A 23,711-nucleotide genomic window follows, 5' to 3' on the forward strand; every position below is an offset into this window, starting at 1 on the left:
TTCAGCGATACATGTCCTCACGCGTCCATGGCAAGTCATGGTGGCCATCCGCATAAGGCTTCACTGCCAAAATCTGGTGCAGGTTGATCCAGCCTTTCTCAAACGCATAGGCACAGCCTGCAAGGTAGAGGCGCCAGATGCGCAGGGTTTTTTCCGGCACCAGCGCCGCGGCTTTGTGCAACTGGTTCTCCAGGTTTTCGCTCCAGTGGTGCAAGGTCTTGGCGTAGTGCAGACGCAGGCTTTCCACGTCTACCACCTCCAGCCCCGCTTCACAGATACTGGCGCTGATCATCGACAAATGAGGGAGCTCACCGTGGGGGAACACATAACGGTCGATGAACTCACCTGCACCCCGCCCTACCGGACGGCCATCGACGTGTTTGGCGGTGATGCCGTGGTTCATCACCAGCCCGCCTTCCCTGACAGCACCGAACAGTTTCTGGCAATACAGCGCTAGGTTGGCATGCCCGACATGCTCGAACATGCCCACGCTGACCACTTTGTCGAAGCGACCATCTTGAGGTAAATCGCGATAATCGAGAATCTGCAGCTCCACTTTGTCGGCCAAGCCCTCGGCTTTGACACGCTGCCGGCCGAGCTTGAGCTGCTCCTTGCTCAGGGTAATCCCGAACACCTTGGCGTCATATTCGCGTGCTGCAAAACGCGCAAGCCCACCCCAACCACACCCGACATCTAGCAGGTAGTCACCGGCATTCAGCCGCAGCTTGCGGCACAGGTGATCGAATTTATCCTGCTGCGCCTGGTCGAGCGTGTTGTCCGGTTCGCGGAAGTAGGCACAGGAATAGGCCATATCCTGATCCAGCCACAACTGGTAGAAGGCGTTGGATACGTCGTAGTGGTAAGAGATGGCTTCGGCGTCAGTGTGCTTGTCATGAGACCGGCGTTGCGGCAGCTGTTCGTCCTCGTCCGTGAACAGCGCTTCGCTCAGCTCATCGCACACACGAATGGCTTCACCGATATCGCCTTCCAGTTCCAGCTTGCCTTCAACGAATGCTGTGCCCAGCTGTTCCATGCTTGGGTGGGTCAACTGGCCAATAAGCTGAGGCTCCTTGACCAGAATCGTGACCTGCGGGCTTGGCCCCAGATCGAACTGGTTTCCGTCCCACAGTTTCAGCCGCAGCGGCAGATGCAAGCTCTGCAGTGCCGGTGGAAGTTGCGCAAGCATGAACGACCCTCCTGTCCGTATATGGCCACGACGCCTGATATTTCGAACGTCGCCGGATCAGAGTAGTTCATTCGTGGGAGGTTTCCTCTATACGAGACCATGGTCTAGAACCAACTGATCTTATCCATACAGAGGATTGTATACAATTTTAACGTCTCAGCTTAACCTTGTGCCCCTCTCGCGCTTCTTCATCCTGGAGTTGAACCCATGAAATCCTATGATGTGGTGATCATTGGCGGTGGCCCTGGTGGCTACAACGCAGCCATCCGCGCCGGCCAGCTGGGCCTGACCGTTGCCTGTGTGGAAGGCCGCTCGACCTTGGGCGGTACCTGCCTGAACGTGGGCTGCATGCCGTCCAAGGCGTTGCTGCACGCTTCCGAACTGTACGAGGCCGCCAGTGGCGACGAGTTCGCCCACCTGGGTATCGAAGTGAAACCCACCCTCAACCTCGCCCAGATGATGAAACAGAAGGACGAGAGCGTGACCGGGCTGACCAAAGGCATTGAGTACCTGTTCCGCAAAAACAAAGTGGACTGGATCAAGGGCTGGGGCCGCCTGGATGGCGTTGGCAAGGTTGTGGTCAAGGCCGAAGACGGCAGCGAAACTGCGCTGCAGGCCAAGGACATTGTCATCGCCACCGGCTCCGAACCCACCCCGCTGCCGGGCGTGACCATCGACAACCAGCGCATCATAGACTCGACCGGTGCGCTGTCCCTGCCGCAAGTGCCCAAGCACCTGGTCGTCATCGGTGCCGGTGTGATCGGCCTTGAGCTGGGTTCGGTCTGGCGCCGCCTGGGAAGCCAGGTCACGGTCATCGAATACCTCGACCGTATTTGCCCGGGCACCGACACGGAAACCGCCAAGACCCTGCAGAAGGCACTGGCCAAGCAAGGCATGGCGTTCAAGTTGGGTAGCAAAGTGACCCAGGCCACCGCCAGTGGCGACGGCGTGAGCCTGGTGCTGGAACCTGCCGCCGGTGGCACGGCAGAATCACTGCAGGCCGATTATGTGCTGGTGGCTATCGGCCGCCGCCCTTATACCAAAGGGCTGAACCTGGAAAGCGTAGGCCTGGAAACCGACAAGCGCGGCATGCTCGGCAACGAACACCACCGCACATCCGTGCCGGGTGTCTGGGTGATTGGCGACGTCACCTCCGGCCCGATGCTGGCACATAAGGCCGAAGACGAAGCGGTGGCCTGTATCGAGCGCATCGCCGGCAAGCCACACGAGGTCAACTACAACCTCATCCCTGGCGTGATCTATACCCGCCCGGAGCTGGCCACCGTGGGCAAGACCGAAGAGCAGCTCAAGGCTGAAGGCCGTGCCTACAAGGTCGGCAAGTTCCCCTTCACCGCCAACAGCCGCGCCAAGATCAACCACGAAACCGAAGGCTTCGCCAAGGTTATCGCCGACGCCGAAACCGATGAGGTGCTGGGTGTGCACCTGGTAGGCCCAAGTGTCAGCGAAATGATCGGCGAATTCTGCGTGGCCATGGAGTTCTCGGCCTCGGCGGAAGATATCGCCCTCACCTGCCACCCCCACCCGACCCGCTCCGAGGCATTGCGCCAGGCGGCGATGAATGTGGACGGTATGGCAATGCAGATCTGACAGGAACAAAAAGCCCTCCGTGTGGAGGGCTCTTGAACAGCGACTGTCCGCTACTTACTCAACCGTAACCGACTTGGCCAGGTTACGCGGCTGGTCAACGTCGGTACCCTTGAGTACGGCGACATAGTAAGACAGCAGCTGCAGCGGAATGGTGTACAGGATTGGCGCCAAGGCATCGGCAATGTGCGGCACCTTGATCACATGGGTGCCTTCACCATTGGTCATGCCAGCCTGCTCGTCGGCGAACACGACCAGCTCGCCACCACGGGCACGCACTTCCTGCAGGTTGGACTTCAACTTCTCCAGCAGCTCGTTGTTCGGCGCAACGGTAACCACCGGCATGTCGTTGTCCACCAGCGCCAGCGGGCCGTGCTTCAGCTCGCCTGCCGGGTAGGCTTCAGCGTGGATGTACGAGATTTCCTTGAGCTTGAGCGCACCTTCCATCGCCACCGGGTATTGCGCACCACGGCCAAGGAACAGGGTGTGGTGCTTATCGGCGAACAGCTCGGCGATCTTCTCGACAGTGGCGTCCATCGCCAGTGCTTCGCCCAGGCGGGTCGGCAGGCGACGCAGCTCTTCAACCAGCTCGGCTTCGACACCGGCTTCCAGGGTACCGCGCACCTGGCCCAGGGCCAAGGTCAGCAGCATCAGCGACACCAGCTGGGTGGTGAAGGCTTTGGTCGAGGCCACACCGATTTCCGGGCCGGCCAAGGTCAACAGGGTCAGGTCCGACTCGCGTACCAGCGAGCTGATGCCCACGTTGCAGATCGCCAGGCTGCCGAGGAAGCCCAGCTCCTTGGCGTTGCGCAGCGCTGCCAGGGTATCGGCGGTTTCACCGGACTGCGAGATCGAGACGAACAGGGTATCCGGTTGCACCACCACCTTGCGGTAACGGAACTCGCTGGCCACTTCCACCTGGCACGGGATGCCGGCCAGGCTTTCCAGCCAGTAACGGGCGACCATGCCTGCATGGTAGCTGGTGCCGCAGGCAACGATCTGCACATTGCGCACCTTGGCGAACAGTTCGGCAGCCTTCGGGCCGAAGGCCTGGACCATCACGTTGTCCTTGCCCAGGCGGCCTTCCAGGGTGCGCTGAACGACGCTTGGCTGCTCGTGGATTTCCTTGAGCATGAAGTGGCGATAGTTGCCCTTGTCAGCAGCCTCGGCACCTTCATGGTACTGCACGGTTTCGCGCTGGACCTTGTGGCCGTTCTCGTCCCAGATGGTGACCTGGTCACGGCGAATTTCAGCGATGTCGCCTTCTTCCAGGTACATGAAGCGGTCAGTGACCTGGCGCAGGGCCAACTGGTCGGACGCCAGGAAGTTTTCGCCAAGGCCCAGGCCAATGACCAGAGGGCTGCCGCTGCGTGCAGCTACCAGTCGGTCGGGCTGCTTGGCGCTAACCAGTGCCAGGCCATAAGCGCCATGCAGGCGCTTGACGGCGGCTTTCAGCGCATCGGCCAGGTCTGGAGTGCTCTTCAGGGTGTTGTGGATAAGGTGGACGATCACTTCAGTGTCGGTCTGCGAAGTGAAGGTGTAGCCCAGGCCTTTCAGCTCTTCACGCAGCTCTTCGTGGTTCTCGATGATACCGTTGTGCACCACCGCCACTTCATTGCCCGAGAAGTGCGGGTGGGCGTTGCCTTCGGTCGGCGCACCGTGGGTTGCCCAACGGGTATGGGCGATACCCAGCTGGCCAGCCAGTGGGTCAGCAGCCACAGCGGCTTGCAGCTCACTGACCTTGCCGATGCGGCGACGGCGCTGCAATTCACCGCCTTGGGTAAGGACGGCCAGGCCTGCGCTGTCGTACCCGCGGTACTCCAGACGCTTGAGGCCTTCGATCAGGATGGCTGTGATATTGCGCTCGGCGATGGCACCAACGATTCCACACATGTTTTATTGCTCCTGGCTGATCGCGGCGCAGATCAGGTTGATGCCGCGGGCTTGAATTTGTTCACGTGCCGCTGCGGGCAGTCGTTCGTCTGTAATAAGGGTGTGCACGCTGTTCCAGGGCAGCTCGAGGTTGGGGATCTTGCGCCCCACCTTGTCCGACTCGACCATCACGATCACTTCGCGGGCAACTTCAGCCATGACCCGGCTAAGCCCGAGCAGTTCGTTGAAGGTGGTGGTACCCCGGCCGAGGTCGATGCCATCGGCACCGATGAACAGCTGGTCGAAATCGTAAGAACGCAAAACCTGCTCGGCCACCTGGCCCTGGAACGACTCGGAATGCGGGTCCCAGGTACCGCCGGTCATCAGCAGCACCGGCTCGTGTTCAAGGTCGCTGATGGCACGGGCCACATTCAGCGAATTGGTCATCACCACCAGGCCAGGCTGACGCCCCAGCTCGGGGATCATGGCTGCCGTGGTGCTGCCGCTGTCGATGATGATGCGCGCATGTTCGCGGATTCGACCAACGGCGGCACGGGCGATGGCCTTCTTGTAGGAAGACACAGGCTGGGCCGGCTCACCGAGCAATTCTTGCGGCACAGGTACCGCACCACCGTAGCGGCGTAGCAGCAGGCCGTTGGTTTCGAGGGCGGCAAGATCTTTGCGAATGGTTACTTCCGAAGTCTCGAAACGTTTGGCCAAAGCGTCCACGCTCACCTCGCCCTGCTCACTGAGCAACGCCAGGATGTTGTGCCGCCGCTGCGGGGTATTTCGTTTCGACATGAGTGCTTAAGTTTCGTTTCGAAAGATAATGGTTGCAATCAAAACCTAAGATGAACGATTCGTCAAGCTGTCGCTGCCCTGTGGATAGTTTTTACCGGTTCGCTGCCGTCCTACAGGCACCGCAAAAAGCCAATAAAAAAGCCGACTTACTCACATAAGTCGGCTTTCGATCGAAACAGCTGTGAACAAATCAGCTCTTCTTGATCTTCTCCGGGCGCTTCCAGCCCGAGATGTTGCGCTGGCGCGCACGGGCCACCGCCAGCTCACCGGCCTCGACGGCCTGAGTGATGGTCGAACCGGCTGCGGTGGTCGCGCCAGCCTGAATTTCCACAGGCGCTACCAGCGAGTTGTTCGAACCGATGAACACGTCCTCACCCATCACGGTCTTGAACTTGTTGGCGCCATCGTAGTTGCAGGTGATGGTACCGGCGCCAATATTGGTGCGCGCACCGATTTCGGCATCGCCCAGGTAGGTCAGGTGACCGGCCTTGGCGCCTTCGCCCAAGTGGGCGTTTTTGAGTTCCACGAAGTTACCCACATGGGCCTTGGCGTCCAGCACGCTGCCAGGACGCAGGCGGGCGAACGGGCCAGCATCGCTACCCTCGCCCATCACGGCGCCTTCAAGGTGGCTATTAGCCTTGACCACCGCGCCTTTGCGCAGGGTGGTGTTCTTGATCACGCAGTTAGGGCCGATCTGCACATCGTCCTCGATGACCACCTTGCCTTCGAGAATCACGTTGATGTCGATCAGCACGTCACGGCCAACGGTCACTTCGCCCCGTACATCGAAACGTGCCGGGTCGCGCAGGGTTACACCCTGGGCCATCAGGCGGCGGCCTTCACGCAGCTGGTAGTGACGCTCCAGCTCGGACAGCTGGCGGCGGTCGTTGGCGCCCTGCACTTCCATCGGGTCGTGCGGCTGCTCGGTAGCCACCACCAGGCCATCGGCCACTGCCATGGCGATGACGTCGGTCAGGTAATACTCGCCCTGGGCGTTGTTGTTCGACAGACGGCCCATCCAGTCAGCCAGGCGCGCAGCTGGCAATGCCAAGATACCGGTGTTGCCTTCCTTGATCGCTTTCTGCACGTCGTTGGCGTCCTTGTGCTCAACGATGGCAGTTACCTTGCCCTGCTCGTCACGGACGATACGGCCATAACCTGTCGGGTCGTCCAGGGTAACCGTGAGCAGGCCCAGCTGCTGGTCGTTGGCCTTGGCCAACAGGCGCTGCAGGGTCTCCACTTCGATCAACGGCACATCACCGTACAACACCAGCACGGTGTCGGCAGTCAGCGCCGGCAAAGCCTGGGCAACAGCATGGCCGGTACCCAGCTGTTTATCCTGCATGACGAAGTTCAGGTCGTCAGCGGCCAGGCGCTCGCGAACCAGCTCGGCACCATGGCCAATCACAACATGAATACCTTGCGGCTGCAGTTGGCGCGCGCTGTGGATAACATGGCCGAGCATGGAGTTGCCGGCTACCGGGTGCAGCACCTTGGGCAGCGCCGAGCGCATGCGGGTGCCTTGGCCGGCGGCGAGAATAACGATATCGAGTGACATTACTGGCTACCAATCCTGGGCGGTCAGTGGAATGACCGGGGGGAGAAATCAGAAAAAGAAAAAGGGTAGCCGAGGCTACCCTTTTACTCAATCGCAACAGAAGTTATCAGCCAAAGGCCGATTACTTGCCTTTGCGCATTTGCTGGACGGTACGCAGCTGGGCTGCGGCCTCGGCCAGACGTGCGGCGGCGGCACCGTAGTCGAAGTCCGCGCCTTTCAGATTCAGGGCGTTCTCAGCAGCCTTGAGGGCTTCCTGAGCCTGAGCTTCATCCAGGTCTGCAGCACGTTGCACGGTATCGGCAAGCACCTTGACCATGTTTGGCTGAACCTCGAGGAAGCCACCAGAGATGTAGAACACCTCATGGGCGCCACCCTGCTTGGTCAGCGTGATCGGACCAGGCTTGAGATTGGTGATCAGCGGCGCGTGGCCTGGAGCGATACCGAGATCACCCAGGTTACCGTGCGCAACTACCATCTCGACCAGGCCGGAGAAAATCTCTCCTTCCGCGCTGACGATATCGCAATGGACTGTCATAGCCATCTGCTTGCCTCAACCTGATAGCGCCCCTTGCGGGGCGCAGGAATTACAGTTTCTTGGCTTTCTCGATCGCTTCGTCGATGCTGCCGACCATGTAGAACGCTTGTTCTGGCAGGTGGTCGTAGTCACCTTTGAGGATGCCGCTGAAGCCAGCGATGGTGTCTTTCAGGGAAACGTACTTGCCTGGCGAACCGGTGAAGACTTCGGCCACGAAGAACGGCTGCGACAGGAAGCGCTGGATCTTACGAGCGCGGGCTACCAGTTGCTTGTCGGTCTCGGACAGTTCGTCCATACCCAGGATCGCGATGATGTCCTTCAGCTCTTTGTAGCGCTGCAGAACATACTGAACGCCACGAGCGGTCTCGTAGTGCTCGTTGCCGATCACGTTCGGGTCCAGCTGGCGCGAAGTCGAGTCCAGTGGGTCGACCGCTGGGTAGATACCCAGGGAGGCGATGTCACGGGACAGAACGACGGTGGCGTCCAAGTGGGCGAAGGTGGTCGCTGGCGACGGGTCGGTCAAGTCGTCCGCAGGTACGTATACGGCCTGAACGGAGGTGATCGAACCTTCCTTGGTGGAAGTGATGCGCTCTTGCAGAACGCCCATCTCTTCAGCCAGGGTCGGCTGGTAACCTACTGCCGAAGGCATACGGCCCAGCAGTGCGGATACTTCGGTACCGGCCAGGGTGTAACGATAGATGTTGTCGACGAACAGCAGAACGTCGTTACCTTCGTCACGGAACTTCTCAGCCATGGTCAGGCCAGTCAGCGCTACGCGCAGACGGTTTCCTGGTGGCTCGTTCATCTGACCGTAGACCAGCGCTACCTTGTCGAGAACGTTGGAGTCCTTCATCTCGTGGTAGAAGTCGTTACCCTCACGAGTACGCTCACCCACACCAGCGAACACGGAGTAACCGCTGTGTTCCATGGCGATGTTACGGATCAGTTCCATCATGTTTACGGTCTTGCCGACACCGGCACCACCGAACAGACCAACTTTACCACCCTTGGCGAACGGGCAAACCAGGTCGATAACCTTGATGCCGGTTTCCAGCAGGTCGTTGCCGCCTGCCTGGTCAGCGAACGAAGGCGCTGGCTGGTGGATACCGCGACGCTCTTCTTCGCCGATCGGGCCGGCTTCGTCGATCGGGTTGCCCAGTACGTCCATGATACGGCCCAGGGTGGCCTTACCAACAGGAACGGAAATGGCAGCGCCGGAGTCAACGACTTCCAGACCGCGCTTCAGGCCTTCGGTCGAGCCCATCGCAATGGTACGAACCACGCCGTCGCCCAGCTGCTGCTGAACTTCCAGGGTGGTTTCCGCGCCTTGTACTTTCAGCGCGTTGTAAACACTCGGCACGACGTCACGTGGGAATTCCACGTCGATGACGGCGCCGATGATTTGAACGATACGTCCGCTACTCATAGCTGGATCCTCTGAATATGTGAACCGTTAAACCGCGGCAGCGCCGCCGACGATTTCCGAGATCTCCTGGGTGATCGCAGCCTGACGCGCCTTGTTGTAGATCAACTGAAGCTCTTTGATCAAATCACCGGCGTTGTCTGTGGCGTTCTTCATGGCGATCATCCGGGCCGCTTGTTCAGCAGCGTTGTTCTCGACCACCGCCTGGTACACCTGCGACTCCACGTAACGCACCATCAAGCCGTCCAGCAGCTCTTTTGCGTCGGGTTCGTACAGGTAATCCCAGTGATGCTTGAGATCCTGATCCGGGGTTGCCACCAACGGTACCAATTGCTCGACCGTTGGCTTCTGGGTCATGGTGTTGATGAACTTGTTCGAAACCACCGAGAGGCGATCGATACGGCCGTCCAGGTAGGCGTCCAGCATCACTTTGACGGAGCCGATCAGATCGTTGATCGATGGCTCTTCGCCCAAGTGGCTGATCGCGGCTACGACGTTGCCGCCAAAGATGCGGAAGAAAGTCGCACCCTTGCTGCCGATCACGCACAGGTCGATTTCCACGCCCTGTTCGCGGTTTGCGCTCATGTCCTTGACCAGGGCCTTGAACAGGTTGGTGTTCAAGCCACCGCACAGACCACGGTCACTGCTCACCACGATATAACCGGCGCGCTTTACAGGGCGCTCGATCATGAACGGGTGGCGGTATTCCGGGTTGGCGTTGGCCAGATGACCGATCACCTGGCGGATACGCTCCGCGTAAGGACGGCTAGCAGCCATGCGCATTTGTGCCTTGCGCATTTTGCTGACCGCCACTTTCTCCATGGCGCTGGTAATTTTTTGCGTGCTTTTGATGCTCGCAATCTTACTGCGAATCTCTTTTGCGCCTGCCATGTATCACCTATCAGGTTAGCAAGCGGGGGCCACGGCCCCCGCTGCGGCTTACCAGGTCTGGGTGGCCTTGAACTTCTCGATACCGGCTTTCAGGCCAGCGTCGATTTCGTCGTTGAAGTCACCCTTCACGTTGATCTTCGCCATCAGTTCGGCGTGATCACGGTTGAAGAAGGCGATCAGTGCTTGCTCGAAGCTGCCGATCTTGGAGACTTCTACGTCAGTCAGGAAGCCACGCTCAGCGGCGTACAGCGACAGGGCCATGTCCGCGATGGACATTGGCGCGTACTGCTTCTGCTTCATCAGCTCGGTAACGCGCTGACCATGCTCCAGCTGCTTGCGGGTCGCTTCGTCCAGATCGGACGCGAACTGGGCGAATGCAGCCAGTTCACGGTACTGAGCCAGCGCGGTACGAATACCACCGGACAGCTTCTTGATGATCTTGGTCTGAGCGGCACCACCTACGCGGGATACCGAAACACCGGCGTTCACTGCAGGGCGGATGCCCGAGTTGAACATGGCCGATTCCAGGAAGATCTGACCGTCGGTGATGGAAATCACGTTGGTCGGAACGAACGCGGAAACGTCGCCAGCCTGGGTTTCGATGATCGGCAGAGCGGTCAGGGAACCGGTTTTGCCAGTGACTGCGCCGTTGGTGAACTTCTCGACGTACTCTTCCGAAACGCGCGAAGCACGCTCCAGCAGACGGGAGTGGAGATAGAACACGTCGCCTGGGTACGCTTCACGTCCTGGTGGACGGCGCAGCAGCAGGGAGATCTGACGGTAAGCAACGGCCTGCTTGGACAGGTCATCGTAAACGATCAGGGCGTCTTCACCGCGGTCACGGAAGAACTCGCCCATGGTGCAGCCGGCGTATGGCGCCAGGAACTGCAGTGCGGCGGATTCCGAAGCACTGGCAACGACCACGATGGTGTTGGCCAGGGCGCCGGCTTCTTCCAGCTTGCGAACGATGTTGGCAACGGTGGAACGCTTCTGGCCGACAGCAACATAAACACAGAAAATACCGGAGTCTTTCTGGTTGATGATGGCGTCGATGGCCATGGCGGTCTTGCCGATCTGACGGTCACCGATGATCAGCTCGCGCTGGCCACGGCCGACAGGGATCATGGCGTCGACGGACTTGTAGCCAGTCTGTACAGGCTGGTCTACCGACTTACGCCAGATCACGCCCGGAGCTACTTTCTCGACCGCGTCGGTCTGGGTGTTGCCCAGAGGACCTTTGCCGTCGATCGGGTTGCCCAGTGCGTCAACGACGCGACCCAGCAGTTCCTTACCAACAGGAACTTCCAGGATGCGGCCGGTGCACTTGGCGCTCATGCCTTCGGCGAGGGTGTCGTATGCACCCAGGATCACTGCACCTACGGAGTCTTGCTCCAGGTTCAGGGCCATGCCGAATACGCTGCCAGGGAACTCGATCATTTCGCCGTACATGACGTCGGCCAGACCGTGGATCCGCACGATACCGTCGGATACCGAAACAACGGTACCTTCGTTACGGGCTTGGGAGCTCACATCGAGGTTGTCGATGCGGCCCTTGATGATTTCACTAATTTCGGAAGGATTGAGTTGCTGCATTGCTCTGCTGCCCCTTCAAACTCAAGATTTCAATGCTTCGGCCAGTTTCGCGATTTTGCCGCGAACAGAGCCATCGATTACCAGGTCACCAGCGCGGATGACGACGCCGCCAATCAGGCTGGCATCCTCCGACGCGTGCAGGCGCACTTCCTGGCCTAACCGTGCACTGAGAACCTTGGCGAGTTTGTCTTGCTGTTCTTGGTTCAACGCGAAGGCACTGGTGACTTCCACGTCCACGGATTTCTCTTGCTCGGCCTTGTACAGGTCGAACAGGGCGGCAATCTCCGGCAGAAGCAGGAGACGGTCGTTTTCCGCGGCAACATGAATGAAATTCTGTGCCTGTGCATTGAACTTGTCACCGCACACGTCAATGAACGTGGCGGCCTTTTCTGCGCTCGTCAGTCGCGGGGCCTTGAGCAGGCGCTGCATGGTGTCGTCTTGCGACACCGCAGCAGCCAGGCCGAGCATGGCTGACCAATTGGCCAGTTGCTGATGGGCCTGGGCATGCTCAAAGGCAGCCTTAGCGTAAGGTCGGGCCAACGTGGTCAGTTCTGCCATGATCGCCCTCGCTTAAATTTCAGCGGCCAGTTTGTTAACCAGCTCCGCATGCGCGTTTTGATCGATTGTGGCGCCAAGGATCTTTTCGGCACCGCCAACGGCCAGGGCACCCACTTGGGCACGCAGGGCGTCTTTAGCGCTGTTCAGTTCCTGTTCGATCTCGGCCAGAGCCTGAGCCTTCACACGGTCAGCTTCGACGCGGGCCTGTTCACGGGCTTCCTCGACAAGCTGAGCAGCGCGTTTCTTGCTTTGCTCAATGATTTCGGCTGCCTGTGCTTTAGCTTCACGCAGTTGCTGACCCGCTTTTTCTTGGGCCAGCTCCAGGTCGCGAGCTGCGCGGTTGGCAGCGTCCAAGCCGTCGGCAATCTTCTTTTGGCGCTCTTGCAGAGCAGTGATGACCGGAGGCCATACGTACTTCATGCAGAAGAGTACAAAAATCAGAAAAGCAACGGATTGGCCAATCAGGGTTGCATTAATGTTCACGCCAACACCTCGCTCGGTCTTAATTCATACAGCCATCAACTCGTGGTGACGAGTGATTAGCCGGCGATCTGACCAACGAACGGATTCGCGAAGGTGAAGAACAGAGCGATACCAACACCGATCATGGTTACGGCGTCGAGCAGACCGGCAACGATGAACATTTTAACCTGCAGCATCGGAACCATTTCTGGTTGACGAGCAGCGCCTTCCAGGAATTTGCCGCCCAGCAGGCCGAAACCAATGGCGGTACCCAGAGCACCCAGGCCGATCAGCAGAGCAACAGCGATAGCGGTCAGACCAACTACAGTTTCCATCTTTCCTCCCGACTTTTACGTCGTATTGGTTAGGTTTTTAGTTTGAAGCGGTAAAACAAATCGTGAGTACAGCTGCCCTTGCGGACTTTTTAAGCCCTCCCCCCGAACAGGCGAGGAAGGCTATCAGACACGCCAGGCGGTCTTAATGGTTATCTTCGTGCGCCATCGACAGGTAGACGATGGTCAGCATCATGAAGATGAAAGCTTGCAGGGTGATGATCAGGATGTGGAACACAGCCCACGCCCATTGCAGCACCACACCCAGGCCGCTCAGCCACAGCAGGCCGGAGCCGAACATGACAGCGATCAGGATGAACACCAGTTCGCCGGCATACATGTTGCCGAACAGACGCAGTGCCAGCGAGATCGGCTTGGCGATCAGGGTGACGAATTCCAGCAGGAAGTTGACCGGAATCAGCAGGATCTGAACGAAGATGTTCTTGCTGCCGAACGGGTGCAGGGTCAGCTCACCGATGAAGCCGCCCAGGCCCTTGACCTTGATGCTGTAGAAGATGATCAGGGCAAACACGCAGAAGGCCATGGCCAGGGTCGCGTTCGGGTCGGTGGTCGACACGGCGCGGAACGGAATGTGCGGATCACCGGAAATCAGGATGGCCAGCTGAGGAATCCAGTCGACCGGTACCAGGTCGACGGCGTTCATCAGGAATACCCAGACGAAAATGGTCAGCGCCAGCGGAGCGATTACCGGGCTACGGCCGTGGAAGGAGTCCTTCACGCTGCCGTTGACGAAGTCGACCATCACTTCAACGAAGTTCTGCAGACCGCCAGGTTGGCCGGAAGTCGCCTTCTTGGCCGCCATGCGGAAGATGAACAGGAAGATCAGACCCAGCGCGACGGACCAACCCAGGGTGTCCAGGTGGAACGCCCAGAAGCCCATTGCCTTGGCTTCTGCAGCCGAATGGGCGAAGCCCCAGCTGCCGTCTGGTAGTTGACCGTAGGTCAGGTTCTGCAAGTGGTGCTGGATATAGCCCGAAGCGGTTTCTGCTGCCATGGTTGCCTCAAACGCCCTAAGGTCTCGAAAGTCTTTTATTCATCAGCAGGGGCGCGAACCAGCTGACCAAAAGGGTCAGCACGAAGACGCCGAATACTGCTAACGGCGCCAATGGCTTCACTCCTGCAAAGGTCAGTGCAAAAAGCACTGCCGTCAAAATCATCTTGCCTGCCTCGCCAGCGTAAAACGACTTGACGATGGCTTGTGCCGCCCGAGCTCCGCTGAAGCGAAAAGCCTTCCAGGCGAAGTACACATTGGGCAGCCAGGCAATCAAACCTCCGCAAAGGCCTGAATATCCACTGACCACCCCTTTCCACTGCCACAACACCAAGGTTGCCAGCAGTAGTACGACGAATTGAGCCAGCAGTACCGGAAAAACCGCCCAGCGATGGAAAGGCAGGCGGTTTGGCGTGCGGATTTCCATCACAACTGCTCCTCGGAAGTCGACCAACAAGTCAGTTATGACTTGGCATAATTTGTGCCGACAAAATGCGCGCAGAGTATAGGGGTGGATTAACCCCTATTCAACTCTTCGGTAGTGATTTCCGACTGCGCGCTACAACAGGAATTGTTTCAGCGGATGTGAGCAAGCACGCCTTGCAACTCGTCAAGGGAGTTGTAACGAATAACCAACTGGCCTTTGCCCTTGTTGCCGTGACGGATCTGGACAGCCGAGCCCAGGCGCTCTGCGAGCCGCTGTTCAAGGCGTGCGATATCCGGATCAGGTTTGCTCGGTTCGACCGGATCAGGCTTGTCACTGAGCCACTGACGCACCAGTGCCTCAGTTTGGCGCACGGTGAGGCCACGTGCGACAACATGACGCGCCCCCTCCTCCTGACGGCTTTCATCCAGACCGAGCAATGCACGGGCGTGGCCCATCTCCAGGTCGCCGTGGGCGAGCATGGTCTTGATCGCCTCAGGCAGGGTGATCAGGCGCAGCAGGTTGGCCACGGTTACCCGCGACTTGCCCACGGCGTCGGCCACCTGCTGCTGGGTGAGCTCGAATTCCTGCTGCAGACGCTGCAGGGCCAGGGCCTCTTCCAGCGGGTTGAGGTCTTCGCGCTGGATGTTCTCGATCAGCGCCATGGCAATGGCCGCTTCATCGGCCACTTCGCGGACCATGGCCGGGATCGTGTCCAGGCCGGCCTGCTGCGTGGCGCGCCAGCGGCGTTCACCGGCGATGATCTCGTAGCGGTTGTCGCCAATCGGGCGGACCACGATCGGCTGCATCACGCCATGGTTGCGAATCGAGTGCGCAAGCTCTTCCAGCGCCTCCGGGTCCATGTCCCGGCGCGGCTGGTACTTGCCACGCTGGATCAGCTCGACCGGCAGGTGTTGCAGTTCTTTCTGGTCGATCTTCACAGCCTGCTCTTCGAGCGCGCTGACGGAAGGACCACTGAGCAGTGCATCCAACCCACGTCCGAGACCCCGTTTCTTGACGGCCATACGGATTCCTTAAGTTGTTTGTGCAGTGCGTGATTGACGGCGCTGACGGCGTACCAGTTCCCCGGCCAGGGCCAGATAAGCCAGCGCGCCTCGCGATTGCTTGTCGTAAGCCAGTGCGGGCATGCCGAAGCTCGGGGCCTCGGCCAGGCGAATGTTGCGCGGAATGACCGTGTCGTACAGCTGCGGGCCAAAGTGCTCCTTCAGCTGCGCCGAAACATCGTTGTTCAGGCTCAGGCGCGGATCGTACATGGTCCGCAGCAGGCCTTCGATCTTCAGCTCCGGGTTCAACCGGGCAGCGATGCGCTTGATGTTATCCACAAGGTCGCTGAGACCTTCCAGTGCGTAGTACTCGCACTGCATCGGGATGATCACGCCATCGGAAGCGACCAGGGCGTTCAGCGTCAGCATCGACAGCGACGGTGGGCAGTCGATGAGGATGTAGTCGTAGTTCTCGCGGATGGGCGCCAGCGCGTTGCGCAGACGGCTTTCCTTGACCTGCATTTCCAGCAGCACCACCTCGGCGGCGGTCAGGTCGCGGTTGGCCGGCAGCAGCTGGAAACCGCCGTGCTCGGAGTAATGCATGGCCTGGGCCAGATCGCATTCTCCGATCAGCAGGTCGTACACCGAGTGCTCGAGCTCGTGCTTGTCCACACCGCTGCCCATGGTGGCGTTGCCCTGCGGATCGAGGTCGATCAGCAGCACACGGCGCTTGGTCGCCGCCAGCGAGGCGGCGAGATTGATACAGGTGGTGGTCTTGCCTACACCACCTTTCTGGTTCGCGATTGCGAATACCTTAGCCATTGATGCGCGTGTTCCCAGTCATGCCTTGCGGCGCAGTATCAGCAGATGGCGCTGGCCCTGGCAACCCGGAACGGTCAGGGCCTGTTCGCTTTCCACTGTGAAGTCTGCGGGCAATGCTACCAGTTCATCGGCAGGATGCAGCCCCTTCATTGCAAGCCATTGCGTCCCGGTGTCGCCCAGATGGCGGGTCCAGTTGGTGAAGTTCTCCATGCTGCTGAAGGCGCGGGAGATGATGCCGTCGAACGGCTGCGCCGGCTGGAAGGCCTCGACCCGGCTGTGGATAACCGTGAGGTTGTCCAGCTTGAGCTCCATTTTCACCTGGGTCAGGAAGCGGGTCTTCTTGCCATTGGCGTCCAGCACCGTCACGCGCTTGTCCGGATGCAGGATAGCCAAGGGAATACCAGGCATGCCACCGCCACTGCCCACATCCAGCCAGTTGACACGCTCGCTGTGGATAAACGGCATGACGCTGAGGCTGTCGAGCAGGTGGCGCGACACCATCTCGTCGGGGTCGCGCACGGCGGTGAGGTTGTAGGCTTTGTTCCATTTGATCAACAGGGCCAGGTAGCCGAGCAGCTTTTCGTGATGCTCGGTGCTCAGCTCGACACCAAGCTGGCGGGCACCTGTGGACAACTCTTCTGCGTGTTGCGGGGTGACCAGGGAACTCAAGCGCTTTGCTCCAATTCGCGGCCAGCGCCGCGTTTTTTCAAGTGAATCAGCAACAGGGAAATCGCCGCCGGGGTCACGCCCGGGATGCGCGAAGCCTGGCCCAACGTTTCCGGACGGGTCTGGCCAAGCTTGCCCTGGATCTCCTTGGACAGGCCGGAAATGGTCGTGTAGTCGATATCCACAGGCAGGCGGGTGTCTTCGCTGGCGCGAAGGCGGGCGATTTCATCCTGCTGGCGGTCGATGTAGCCGGCGTACTTGGTACGGATCTCAACCTGTTCGGCGACCTGTGGATCAATCGCTTCACCGCCGGTCGCCTCGATCAGCCCGGCGTAGTCGATCTCCGGACGCGCCAGCAGGTTGAGCAGGCTGTACTCATGGCTAAGCGGCGTGCCGAACTTATCCACAATGGCCTGACCTTGCTCGGTGTACGGGCGTACCCAGGTCGATTTCAGGCGCTGTTCCTCACGCTCGATACCCTCGCGCTTGGCGCAGAACGCGGCCCAGCGCTGGTCGTCGATCAGGCCCAGTTCACGGCCCTTCTCGGTCAGGCGCAGGTCAGCGTTGTCCTCGCGCAGGATCAAGCGGTATTCGGCACGCGAGGTAAACATGCGGTACGGCTCCTGGGTACCCAGGGTAATCAGGTCGTCGACCAGCACACCGATATACGCCTCGTCGCGGCGTGGGCACCAGCTGTCACGGCCCTGCGCTCGCAGTGCGGCGTTGGTACCGGCCAGCAGGCCCTGGGCACCGGCTTCTTCGTAACCGGTGGTGCCGTTGATCTGCCCGGCGAAGAACAGGCCGCCGATGACTTTGGTTTCGAGGCTGTACTTGAGGTCGCGCGGGTCGAAGTAGTCGTACTCGATGGCATAGCCCGGGCGCACGATGTGGGCGTTTTCCATGCCGCGGATCGAACGCACCAGCTCCAGCTGCACGTCGAACGGCAGCGAAGTGGAAATACCGTTGGGGTACAGCTCATGGGTGGTCAGGCCTTCCGGCTCGATGAACACCTGATGGCTTTCCTTGTCGGCGAAGCGGTGGATCTTGTCTTCGATCGACGGGCAGTAGCGCGGACCGACACCTTCGATCACGCCCGAGTACATCGGCGAACGGTCGAGGTTCGAGGCGATGATCTCGTGGGTGCGCGCATTGGTGTGGGTAATCCAGCAGCTCACCTGACGAGGGTGCATTTCGGCATTGCCCATGAACGACATCACCGGGATCGGCGTATCGCCTGGCTGCTCGGTCATCACCGAGAAGTCCACCGAGCGGCCATCGATGCGTGGCGGCGTACCGGTTTTCAAGCGGCCGACGCGCAGCGGCAGTTCACGCATGCGGTGGGCCAGGGCGATCGAAGGCGGATCACCGGCGCGGCCGCCGGAATGGTTTTGCAAACCAATGTGGATAAGCCCGCCGAGGAAGGTACCGGTGGTCAGTACCACCGATTCGGCGAAGAAACGCAGGCCCATCTGGGTCACCACGCCTTTGACCTGGTCCTGCTCGACGATCAGGTCGTCGCAGGACTGCTGGAATATCCACAGGTTCGGCTGGTTTTCCAGGATTTCACGCACCACAGCCTTGTAGATGGCGCGGTCGGCCTGTGCTCGGGTGGCGCGTACGGCCGGGCCCTTGCGGTTGTTCAGAACGCGGAACTGGATGCCGCTCTTGTCGGTGGCCAGCGCCATGGCGCCACCGAGGGCATCGATCTCTTTGACCAGATGGCTTTTGCCAATACCGCCAATGGCGGGGTTGCAGCTCATGTGACCGAGGGTTTCCACGTTATGGGTCAACAGCAGGGTTTTCACACCCATGCGTGCAGACGCAAGCGCAGCCTCGGTACCGGCATGGCCGCCGCCGATGACGATCACTTCAAAACGGGAAGGGAAATCCACCACGCACCTCGTGCCTGTTTTTGCGAATAGAGAAGGTAAGCGGACAAGTATAGGGACTTCACCCCCTTTAAAGAAACCATCTGAGCAAATTTTGACCAGTCTGTGGATGAGTGGCAAACAACAGAAAACAAAGAGGAAAAATTTAAAAAAGCTTTGTTTTTATGTTTATTCTTATGCACAGCCTTGTCTGTGGATAAGGTTCTGTAGCCCTTTACCCATGCCTTGTAGAGAGAAATTAAACCCTGTGGTTGGAGTGCCATGAGGGTTATGGATAACACGATTTAGCCTGTGGATTAAATGGCTCCTTACCCACAGCCCGGATTTTCCTCAGCAAAAAAGCCTGCTTATCAACGGAGCTGAAGGCGGGTTTTCCACAGGGCTCCTGAGCGCAGATTTTTTCTGTGGATGAGTGATGTGAGAGTCTCGGGGGCCTCGTCACGGGTAAACCCGCACCCACAGCGATCTGCTCGAGGCTTGAGATGAGAAATTGCAGGCAAAAAAAAGCCGCTCCCGGAGGAGCGGCTCTTGATCTTGCCTGCTGTGGATTATTTGCCGATGCAGAAGCTGGAGAAAATCCGCCCCAACAAATCATCCGAGCTGAATGCCCCGGTAATTTCGCCCAAGGCATGTTGTGCCTGGCGCAAGTCCTCAGCCAGCAGCTCTCCTGCGCCCGCCAGGGTCAACTGAGCACGGCCGTGCTCAAGGTGTTCGCTGGCTTGGCGCAAGGCATCCAGATGGCGCCTACGGGCACTGAAACCACTTTCTGCAGTCTGTTCGTAACCCATGCAGGCCTTCAGATGGTCACGTAGCAATTGCAGCCCTGCATCGTCGCCTTTGGCGCTGAGGGTGATCGTCACATGGCCGTCATCACACTGCTCTAACGCGACCGGTTCACCACTCAGGTCGGCCTTGTTGCGAATCAGCGTGACCTTGGCCGGGTCTGGCCGCTGATCGAGAAATTCCGGCCACAAAGCGAACGGGTCGCTGGCCTCAGGCGCGGTGGAGTCGACCACCAGCAACACACGGTCAGCCTCGCCAATGGCCTTCAGGGCGCGTTCCACGCCGATCTTTTCCACATGGTCGTCGGTATCGCGCAAACCTGCCGTATCGACGACGTGCAGTGGCATGCCGTCGATGTGGATATGTTCCCGCAGGATGTCCCGGGTGGTACCGGCAATGTCGGTGACAATGGCCGCTTCCCGGCCAGCAAGCTGGTTCAGCAGGCTCGACTTGCCCGCATTCGGCCGGCCGGCGATGACCACCGTCATGCCGTCACGCAGCAAGGCGCCCTGCCCGGCCTCGCGCTGCACAGTGGACAACTCGCTGCGTACGGCATCGAGCATCGACAGCACGTGGCCATCGGCGAGGAAGTCGATTTCTTCTTCCGGGAAGTCGATAGCCGCCTCGACGTAAATGCGCAGGGCAATCAACGCTTCGGTAAGGCTGTGCACACGTTTCGAGAACTCCCCCTGCAGCGAACGCAGGGCGTTGCGCGCCGCCTGGCTGGAACTGGCCTCGATCAGGTCGGCGATGGCTTCGGCCTGGGCGAGGTCAAGTTTGTCATTGAGGAACGCGCGCTCGCTGAATTCGCCCGGGCGGGCCAGGCGGCAGCCGACTTGTACACAGCGCTGCAGCAACATGTCCAGGACCACCGGTCCGCCGTGGCCCTGCAGTTCGAGCACATCCTCGCCTGTGAACGAATTCGGCCCAGGGAAGAACAGCGCGATCCCCTCATCCAGTACAAGCCCTTCATCGTCGCGGAACGGGCCGTAATGGGCATGCCGAGGGGTGAGTGTACGGCCGGTGATCAACTGGCCGGCCTTGGCAGCCAGAGGCCCGGACAACCTGACAATACCCACACCCCCGCGGCCTTGGGCGGTAGCGATGGCGGCGATGGTTTCACGCACAGTGTTCATGCTCGAAAGCCTCTACGACAAAAACGACAGATAGCAAAAACGCCCCACTAGGGGGCGTTTTTTATTCACAGGCTAGCGCAGTAGCCTGTCAAGCAGCAGCTTTTTTGCTGGCTGCCTCGATGCTGCGGGTGATGTACCACTGCTGAGTGATCGACAGGCAGTTGTTCACAACCCAGTACAGCACCAGACCAGCCGGGAACCACAGGAAGAAGAAGGTGAAGATGATCGGCATCATTTTCATCACCTTGGCCTGCATCGGATCCGGTGGGGTCGGGTTCAGGCGCTGCTGGATGAACATGGTGGCGCCCATGATGATCGGCAGGATGAAGAACGGATCCTTGATCGACAGGTCGGTAATCCACAGCATCCATGGGGCCTGGCGCATTTCAACGCTTTCCAGCAGTACCCAGTACAGGGCCAGGAATACCGGCATTTGTACCAGGATCGGCAGGCAGCCGCCCAGCGGGTTGATCTTCTCTTTCTTGTACAGCTCCATCATCGCCTGGGACATCTTCTGGCGATCGTCACCGAAGCGTTCCTTCAGTGCGGCGAGCTTCGGCGCAACAGCACGCATACGCGCCATCGAACGGTAGCTGGCAGCCGACAGCGGGAAGAACAGGCCTTTGATCAGCATGGTCAGTACGATGATCGACCAGCCCCAGTTACCCAGCAGGCTGTGGATATGTTGCAGCAGCCAGAAGATCGGCTGGGCAATGAACCACAGGAAACCGTAGTCGACAGTCAGTTCCAGGCCTGGGGACAACTCTTTCAGCTTGGACTGGATTTTCGGACCGGCGTACAGCATGGCACTGGTTTCGACCTTGCCGCCAGCAGGCACGCTGAGGACTGGGCCGGTGTAGCCGATGATGTAGTTGCCCTGGCTGTCCTTGCGGGTCTGGACAACGTTGTTGTCCGATTTTGCCGGAATCCAGGCGGTCACGAAGTAGTGCTGCAGCCAGGCAACCCAGCCGCCGGACACATTTTCTTTCAAACTACCTTTGTCGATGTCCTTCATCGAGACCTTTTTGTAAGGCTCGGAAGCTGTCCACAGGGCAGCGCCCAGGTAGGTTGCGGTGCCGGTTGCGGTGCTCGAGGACGGATCGCCGCTGGCGTCGCGCTTGAGCTGGGCAAACATGTTGCCGCTCCAGGCCTGGCCGCTCTGGTTGTCGATCAGGTAGCTGACATTCAAGTCGTACTCACCGCGCTTGAAGCTGAAGCGCTTGATGTAGTTGACGCCGTTGTCACTGAACTTCAGGTCGACCACCAGTTGTTCCTGGCCATCGGCCAGTTGGTAGCTCTTCTGCTCGGCGGCATACAACGGGCGACCGCTGGCGCGGGCATCCGGGCCATTGGCGCCGGTCAGGCCGCTTTGTGCCAGGTAAACACGCTCACCACCATTGTCGAACAACTGGAATGGAATGTTCGGGTGGTCCTGACGGCGTGGGTACTTCGGCAGGTTCAACTGGACGATGTCACCACCGACCGGATCGATAGCCAGTTCCAGGACGTCGGTCTTGACTCGGATCAGGTCCTTGCTCAGTGCGACCGGTGCCAGTTCGGCAGGGCTCGATTCGGCGTTGGCGCTCGGTACATCGGCGCTGGCACCGTTGTTACCGGCCGGCACGCCATCGGGCAGGCCCGGAGCAACAGTGCTGGCAGCAGTATTCTGAGTCGGCAGGGCAGCCTGACCGTAGTCATCGTTCCACTTCAGGACCATGACGTAGGACACGACTGCCAGCGCGGCGATCAGGATCGTGCGTTTAATATCCATGATTACTCGGCTATCGAAGAAGTTCGGGAGGAAGGAGCGGGGGGAACGGGGTCGAAACCGCCGTCATTCCACGGATGACAACGCCCCAGGCGACGAACGGCTAGCCACCCACCACGCCAGAGGCCATGGTTTTCGATGGCTTCTTGAGCGTAACAGGAGCAACTGGGGAAAAAACGACAGTGATTGGCCATCAGGGGGCTGATGGCATAACGGTAAAACTGGATCGGAACGAGCGCCAGTTTACGCATCTTGGCTGTCTACCCCTGCGGAATTGGCGGTGACTGCTGGTGTTGGCCGGCTGCGCGCCAGACGTTTCCAGAGTTTGCCAAAGTGTTGGTGCAATTCCGGGTTTTCTACTTCACCCAATCCCTTGCGCGCGACGATCACGATGTCCAACCCGGCGAGCATTTGCTGGTTCAGACGAAAGGAATCGCGCATCAAGCGCTTGAGGCGATTGCGTTGAACGGCGAGCTTGACGCTCTTCTTGCCAATCACCAGGCCGAGCCGTGGGTGATCAAGGCCGTTCTCGCGAGCAAGGATCAGCAGGTTTTTCCCTGGAACCTTGCCGGTTGGGGAGTCGAAGACCGCTTTGAAGTGTCGGGGTGTAAGCAGTCGCTTTTCCCGACTGAAGTCCTGACTCACCACCTGTGCCGAAAAATCAAATGGCCAGACGCTTACGGCCTTTGGCACGACGACGCGACAGAACAGCGCGGCCGTTCTTGGTAGCCATACGGGCACGGAAACCGTGGGTGCGGGCGCGCTTGATGGTGCTTGGTTGGAAAGTACGTTTCATGGCGTGTTACCTGGTTTGTCGACGACGGGCCGGGATGGCCCCCTTTTTAAGAGACCGGCGATTCTAGAGAAAGCAAGCCCATAGGTCAATTTCCAACCAGTCTTTCCATATAGAGCACAGGATGGACGGTGCCTGCCGGTTCATCCCCAGGGGGTGCTTGATCGGACACACGAATCGGGGACAACATGAAAAAAAAGAAGAGACATATAAAAAGCTTTTCTGAAGAACTTATAAATCTTATGTGGGTAACATTCTGTGGATAACCTGCTCAAGCCCACAACTTACGCCATGTACAGCGTTTTACAACCGTGTTCTCAACCGGTGCTGCACCTGTTTTGTTCGTGCGGGCAAGCTGTGGATTAAAATGCTACTTACCCACAGATGAGTTATCAACAGGGGTGGCCTCAGGGTTGTGCATAGCCCTCACGGTCGGTTATCCACAGACCTTATTCACAACGCGGCAAGGCCGTTTTGGTCGATAAATGGCTGTTTTGTCATGGCTCCTAACGTGTCCACATGTGGATAACTGGGCGCCCGACCGGTACAATGGCGGTTTGTTTTTGCCTCATCCGGCTTTCAAACTCAGGGGATATCC

The 23,711-nt window shown here is 59.3% G+C and carries 23 protein-coding genes; 1 reads left to right on the forward strand and 22 read right to left on the reverse strand.

Going from position 1 to position 23,711, the window contains the following annotated elements; translation table 11 throughout:
* Position 1: 1 nt before the first annotated feature.
* The gene (gene cfaB / locus QQ992_RS27840) at positions 2–1,186 is read right to left on the reverse strand and encodes a C17 cyclopropane fatty acid synthase CfaB (RefSeq protein ID WP_105947124.1); all 1,185 of its coding nucleotides are present in this window, start codon (positions 1,184–1,186) and stop codon (positions 2–4) included.
* 207 nt (positions 1,187–1,393) lie between these two features.
* Between cfaB and lpdA the strand changes: the two genes are divergently transcribed.
* Complete coding sequence (lpdA, locus tag QQ992_RS27845; RefSeq protein WP_286111837.1) at positions 1,394–2,794, forward strand: dihydrolipoyl dehydrogenase; 1,401 nt, start codon at positions 1,394–1,396, stop codon at positions 2,792–2,794.
* Between the two features lie 54 nt (positions 2,795–2,848).
* Here the strand turns inward: lpdA and glmS are convergent, their stop codons facing one another.
* The 21 genes from glmS to rpmH all read right to left on the reverse strand — a co-directional run bounded on the left by glmS (position 2,849) and on the right by rpmH (position 23,116).
* A complete protein-coding gene (gene glmS / locus QQ992_RS27850) occupies positions 2,849–4,684 on the reverse strand; it encodes a glutamine--fructose-6-phosphate transaminase (isomerizing) (RefSeq protein WP_016712765.1) in 1,836 nt (611 codons plus the stop codon).
* A gap of 3 nt (positions 4,685–4,687) precedes the next feature.
* Entirely contained in the window at positions 4,688–5,464 is a 777-nt protein-coding gene (locus QQ992_RS27855) for a DeoR/GlpR family DNA-binding transcription regulator (protein WP_286111838.1), read from the reverse strand.
* Positions 5,465–5,654: 190 nt separating this feature from the next.
* The gene (gene glmU, locus QQ992_RS27860) at positions 5,655–7,022 is read right to left on the reverse strand and encodes a bifunctional UDP-N-acetylglucosamine diphosphorylase/glucosamine-1-phosphate N-acetyltransferase GlmU (protein ID WP_286111839.1); all 1,368 of its coding nucleotides are present in this window, start codon (positions 7,020–7,022) and stop codon (positions 5,655–5,657) included.
* Positions 7,023–7,143: 121 nt separating this feature from the next.
* Positions 7,144–7,563, reverse strand: coding sequence for a F0F1 ATP synthase subunit epsilon (locus QQ992_RS27865; RefSeq protein ID WP_010955886.1), 420 nt, complete (start codon positions 7,561–7,563; stop codon positions 7,144–7,146).
* A gap of 43 nt (positions 7,564–7,606) precedes the next feature.
* On the reverse strand, positions 7,607–8,983 hold the full coding sequence (atpD, locus tag QQ992_RS27870; protein ID WP_027614801.1) for a F0F1 ATP synthase subunit beta: 1,377 nt from the start codon (positions 8,981–8,983) through the stop codon (positions 7,607–7,609).
* Positions 8,984–9,010: 27 nt separating this feature from the next.
* Positions 9,011–9,871: a F0F1 ATP synthase subunit gamma gene (gene atpG / locus QQ992_RS27875; protein ID WP_003253195.1), complete on the reverse strand. Its 861-nt coding sequence runs from the start codon at positions 9,869–9,871 to the stop codon at positions 9,011–9,013.
* A gap of 48 nt (positions 9,872–9,919) precedes the next feature.
* Positions 9,920–11,464, reverse strand: coding sequence for a F0F1 ATP synthase subunit alpha (gene atpA, locus QQ992_RS27880; protein WP_016712768.1), 1,545 nt, complete (start codon positions 11,462–11,464; stop codon positions 9,920–9,922).
* A gap of 21 nt (positions 11,465–11,485) precedes the next feature.
* The gene (locus QQ992_RS27885; RefSeq protein ID WP_003253191.1) at positions 11,486–12,022 is read right to left on the reverse strand and encodes a F0F1 ATP synthase subunit delta; all 537 of its coding nucleotides are present in this window, start codon (positions 12,020–12,022) and stop codon (positions 11,486–11,488) included.
* 12 nt (positions 12,023–12,034) lie between these two features.
* Positions 12,035–12,505: a F0F1 ATP synthase subunit B gene (locus tag QQ992_RS27890; protein WP_003253189.1), complete on the reverse strand. Its 471-nt coding sequence runs from the start codon at positions 12,503–12,505 to the stop codon at positions 12,035–12,037.
* 56 nt (positions 12,506–12,561) lie between these two features.
* Positions 12,562–12,819 carry a F0F1 ATP synthase subunit C gene (atpE, locus tag QQ992_RS27895; RefSeq protein ID WP_003097235.1) on the reverse strand — a complete coding sequence of 86 codons (258 nt, stop codon included), beginning with the start codon at positions 12,817–12,819 and terminating at the stop codon, positions 12,562–12,564.
* Positions 12,820–12,961: 142 nt separating this feature from the next.
* Complete coding sequence (atpB, locus tag QQ992_RS27900) at positions 12,962–13,831, reverse strand: F0F1 ATP synthase subunit A (RefSeq protein WP_003260030.1); 870 nt, start codon at positions 13,829–13,831, stop codon at positions 12,962–12,964.
* A 16-nt stretch (positions 13,832–13,847) separates the two neighbouring features.
* Entirely contained in the window at positions 13,848–14,255 is a 408-nt protein-coding gene (locus QQ992_RS27905; RefSeq protein ID WP_011536507.1) for a F0F1 ATP synthase subunit I, read from the reverse strand.
* A gap of 149 nt (positions 14,256–14,404) precedes the next feature.
* Positions 14,405–15,277, reverse strand: a complete 873-nt coding sequence (locus QQ992_RS27910) for a ParB/RepB/Spo0J family partition protein (RefSeq protein WP_286111840.1) — start codon at positions 15,275–15,277, stop codon at positions 14,405–14,407.
* 9 nt (positions 15,278–15,286) lie between these two features.
* Positions 15,287–16,078 carry a ParA family protein gene (locus QQ992_RS27915; RefSeq protein ID WP_012274913.1) on the reverse strand — a complete coding sequence of 264 codons (792 nt, stop codon included), beginning with the start codon at positions 16,076–16,078 and terminating at the stop codon, positions 15,287–15,289.
* An 18-nt stretch (positions 16,079–16,096) separates the two neighbouring features.
* Positions 16,097–16,747: a 16S rRNA (guanine(527)-N(7))-methyltransferase RsmG gene (gene rsmG, locus QQ992_RS27920; RefSeq protein WP_105947118.1), complete on the reverse strand. Its 651-nt coding sequence runs from the start codon at positions 16,745–16,747 to the stop codon at positions 16,097–16,099.
* Complete coding sequence (mnmG, locus tag QQ992_RS27925) at positions 16,744–18,636, reverse strand: tRNA uridine-5-carboxymethylaminomethyl(34) synthesis enzyme MnmG (protein ID WP_286111842.1); 1,893 nt, start codon at positions 18,634–18,636, stop codon at positions 16,744–16,746. The genes rsmG and mnmG overlap by 4 nt, the downstream gene beginning before the upstream one ends.
* A gap of 545 nt (positions 18,637–19,181) precedes the next feature.
* Positions 19,182–20,552, reverse strand: a complete 1,371-nt coding sequence (mnmE, locus tag QQ992_RS27930; RefSeq protein ID WP_119371926.1) for a tRNA uridine-5-carboxymethylaminomethyl(34) synthesis GTPase MnmE — start codon at positions 20,550–20,552, stop codon at positions 19,182–19,184.
* A gap of 88 nt (positions 20,553–20,640) precedes the next feature.
* Entirely contained in the window at positions 20,641–22,323 is a 1,683-nt protein-coding gene (gene yidC, locus QQ992_RS27935; RefSeq protein WP_105947116.1) for a membrane protein insertase YidC, read from the reverse strand.
* A 2-nt stretch (positions 22,324–22,325) separates the two neighbouring features.
* Positions 22,326–22,571: a membrane protein insertion efficiency factor YidD gene (yidD, locus tag QQ992_RS27940; protein ID WP_082426416.1), complete on the reverse strand. Its 246-nt coding sequence runs from the start codon at positions 22,569–22,571 to the stop codon at positions 22,326–22,328.
* Complete coding sequence (gene rnpA / locus QQ992_RS27945; protein ID WP_016712775.1) at positions 22,564–22,968, reverse strand: ribonuclease P protein component; 405 nt, start codon at positions 22,966–22,968, stop codon at positions 22,564–22,566. The genes yidD and rnpA overlap by 8 nt, the downstream gene beginning before the upstream one ends.
* A gap of 13 nt (positions 22,969–22,981) precedes the next feature.
* On the reverse strand, positions 22,982–23,116 hold the full coding sequence (rpmH, locus tag QQ992_RS27950) for a 50S ribosomal protein L34 (RefSeq protein ID WP_003253163.1): 135 nt from the start codon (positions 23,114–23,116) through the stop codon (positions 22,982–22,984).
* Positions 23,117–23,711 lie beyond the last annotated feature (595 nt).

It is taken from the genome of Pseudomonas kurunegalensis (assembly GCF_030291635.1).
Lineage (GTDB): Bacteria > Pseudomonadota > Gammaproteobacteria > Pseudomonadales > Pseudomonadaceae > Aquipseudomonas > Aquipseudomonas monteilii.

Coding starts and splice junctions, on each gene's coding strand:
- cfaB (WP_105947124.1), bottom strand. CDS start 1,186: ATGCTTGCGCAACTTCCACCGGCACTGCAGAGCTTGCATCTGCCGCTG.
- lpdA (WP_286111837.1), top strand. CDS start 1,394: ATGAAATCCTATGATGTGGTGATCATTGGCGGTGGCCCTGGTGGCTAC.
- glmS (WP_016712765.1), bottom strand. CDS start 4,684: ATGTGTGGAATCGTTGGTGCCATCGCCGAGCGCAATATCACAGCCATC.
- QQ992_RS27855 (WP_286111838.1), bottom strand. CDS start 5,464: ATGTCGAAACGAAATACCCCGCAGCGGCGGCACAACATCCTGGCGTTG.
- glmU (WP_286111839.1), bottom strand. CDS start 7,022: ATGTCACTCGATATCGTTATTCTCGCCGCCGGCCAAGGCACCCGCATG.
- QQ992_RS27865 (WP_010955886.1), bottom strand. CDS start 7,563: ATGGCTATGACAGTCCATTGCGATATCGTCAGCGCGGAAGGAGAGATT.
- atpD (WP_027614801.1), bottom strand. CDS start 8,983: ATGAGTAGCGGACGTATCGTTCAAATCATCGGCGCCGTCATCGACGTG.
- atpG (WP_003253195.1), bottom strand. CDS start 9,871: ATGGCAGGCGCAAAAGAGATTCGCAGTAAGATTGCGAGCATCAAAAGC.
- atpA (WP_016712768.1), bottom strand. CDS start 11,464: ATGCAGCAACTCAATCCTTCCGAAATTAGTGAAATCATCAAGGGCCGC.
- QQ992_RS27885 (WP_003253191.1), bottom strand. CDS start 12,022: ATGGCAGAACTGACCACGTTGGCCCGACCTTACGCTAAGGCTGCCTTT.
- atpE (WP_003097235.1), bottom strand. CDS start 12,819: ATGGAAACTGTAGTTGGTCTGACCGCTATCGCTGTTGCTCTGCTGATC.
- atpB (WP_003260030.1), bottom strand. CDS start 13,831: ATGGCAGCAGAAACCGCTTCGGGCTATATCCAGCACCACTTGCAGAAC.
- QQ992_RS27905 (WP_011536507.1), bottom strand. CDS start 14,255: ATGGAAATCCGCACGCCAAACCGCCTGCCTTTCCATCGCTGGGCGGTT.
- QQ992_RS27910 (WP_286111840.1), bottom strand. CDS start 15,277: ATGGCCGTCAAGAAACGGGGTCTCGGACGTGGGTTGGATGCACTGCTC.
- QQ992_RS27915 (WP_012274913.1), bottom strand. CDS start 16,078: ATGGCTAAGGTATTCGCAATCGCGAACCAGAAAGGTGGTGTAGGCAAG.
- mnmE (WP_119371926.1), bottom strand. CDS start 20,552: ATGAACACTGTGCGTGAAACCATCGCCGCCATCGCTACCGCCCAAGGC.
- yidC (WP_105947116.1), bottom strand. CDS start 22,323: ATGGATATTAAACGCACGATCCTGATCGCCGCGCTGGCAGTCGTGTCC.
- yidD (WP_082426416.1), bottom strand. CDS start 22,571: ATGCGTAAACTGGCGCTCGTTCCGATCCAGTTTTACCGTTATGCCATC.
- rpmH (WP_003253163.1), bottom strand. CDS start 23,116: ATGAAACGTACTTTCCAACCAAGCACCATCAAGCGCGCCCGCACCCAC.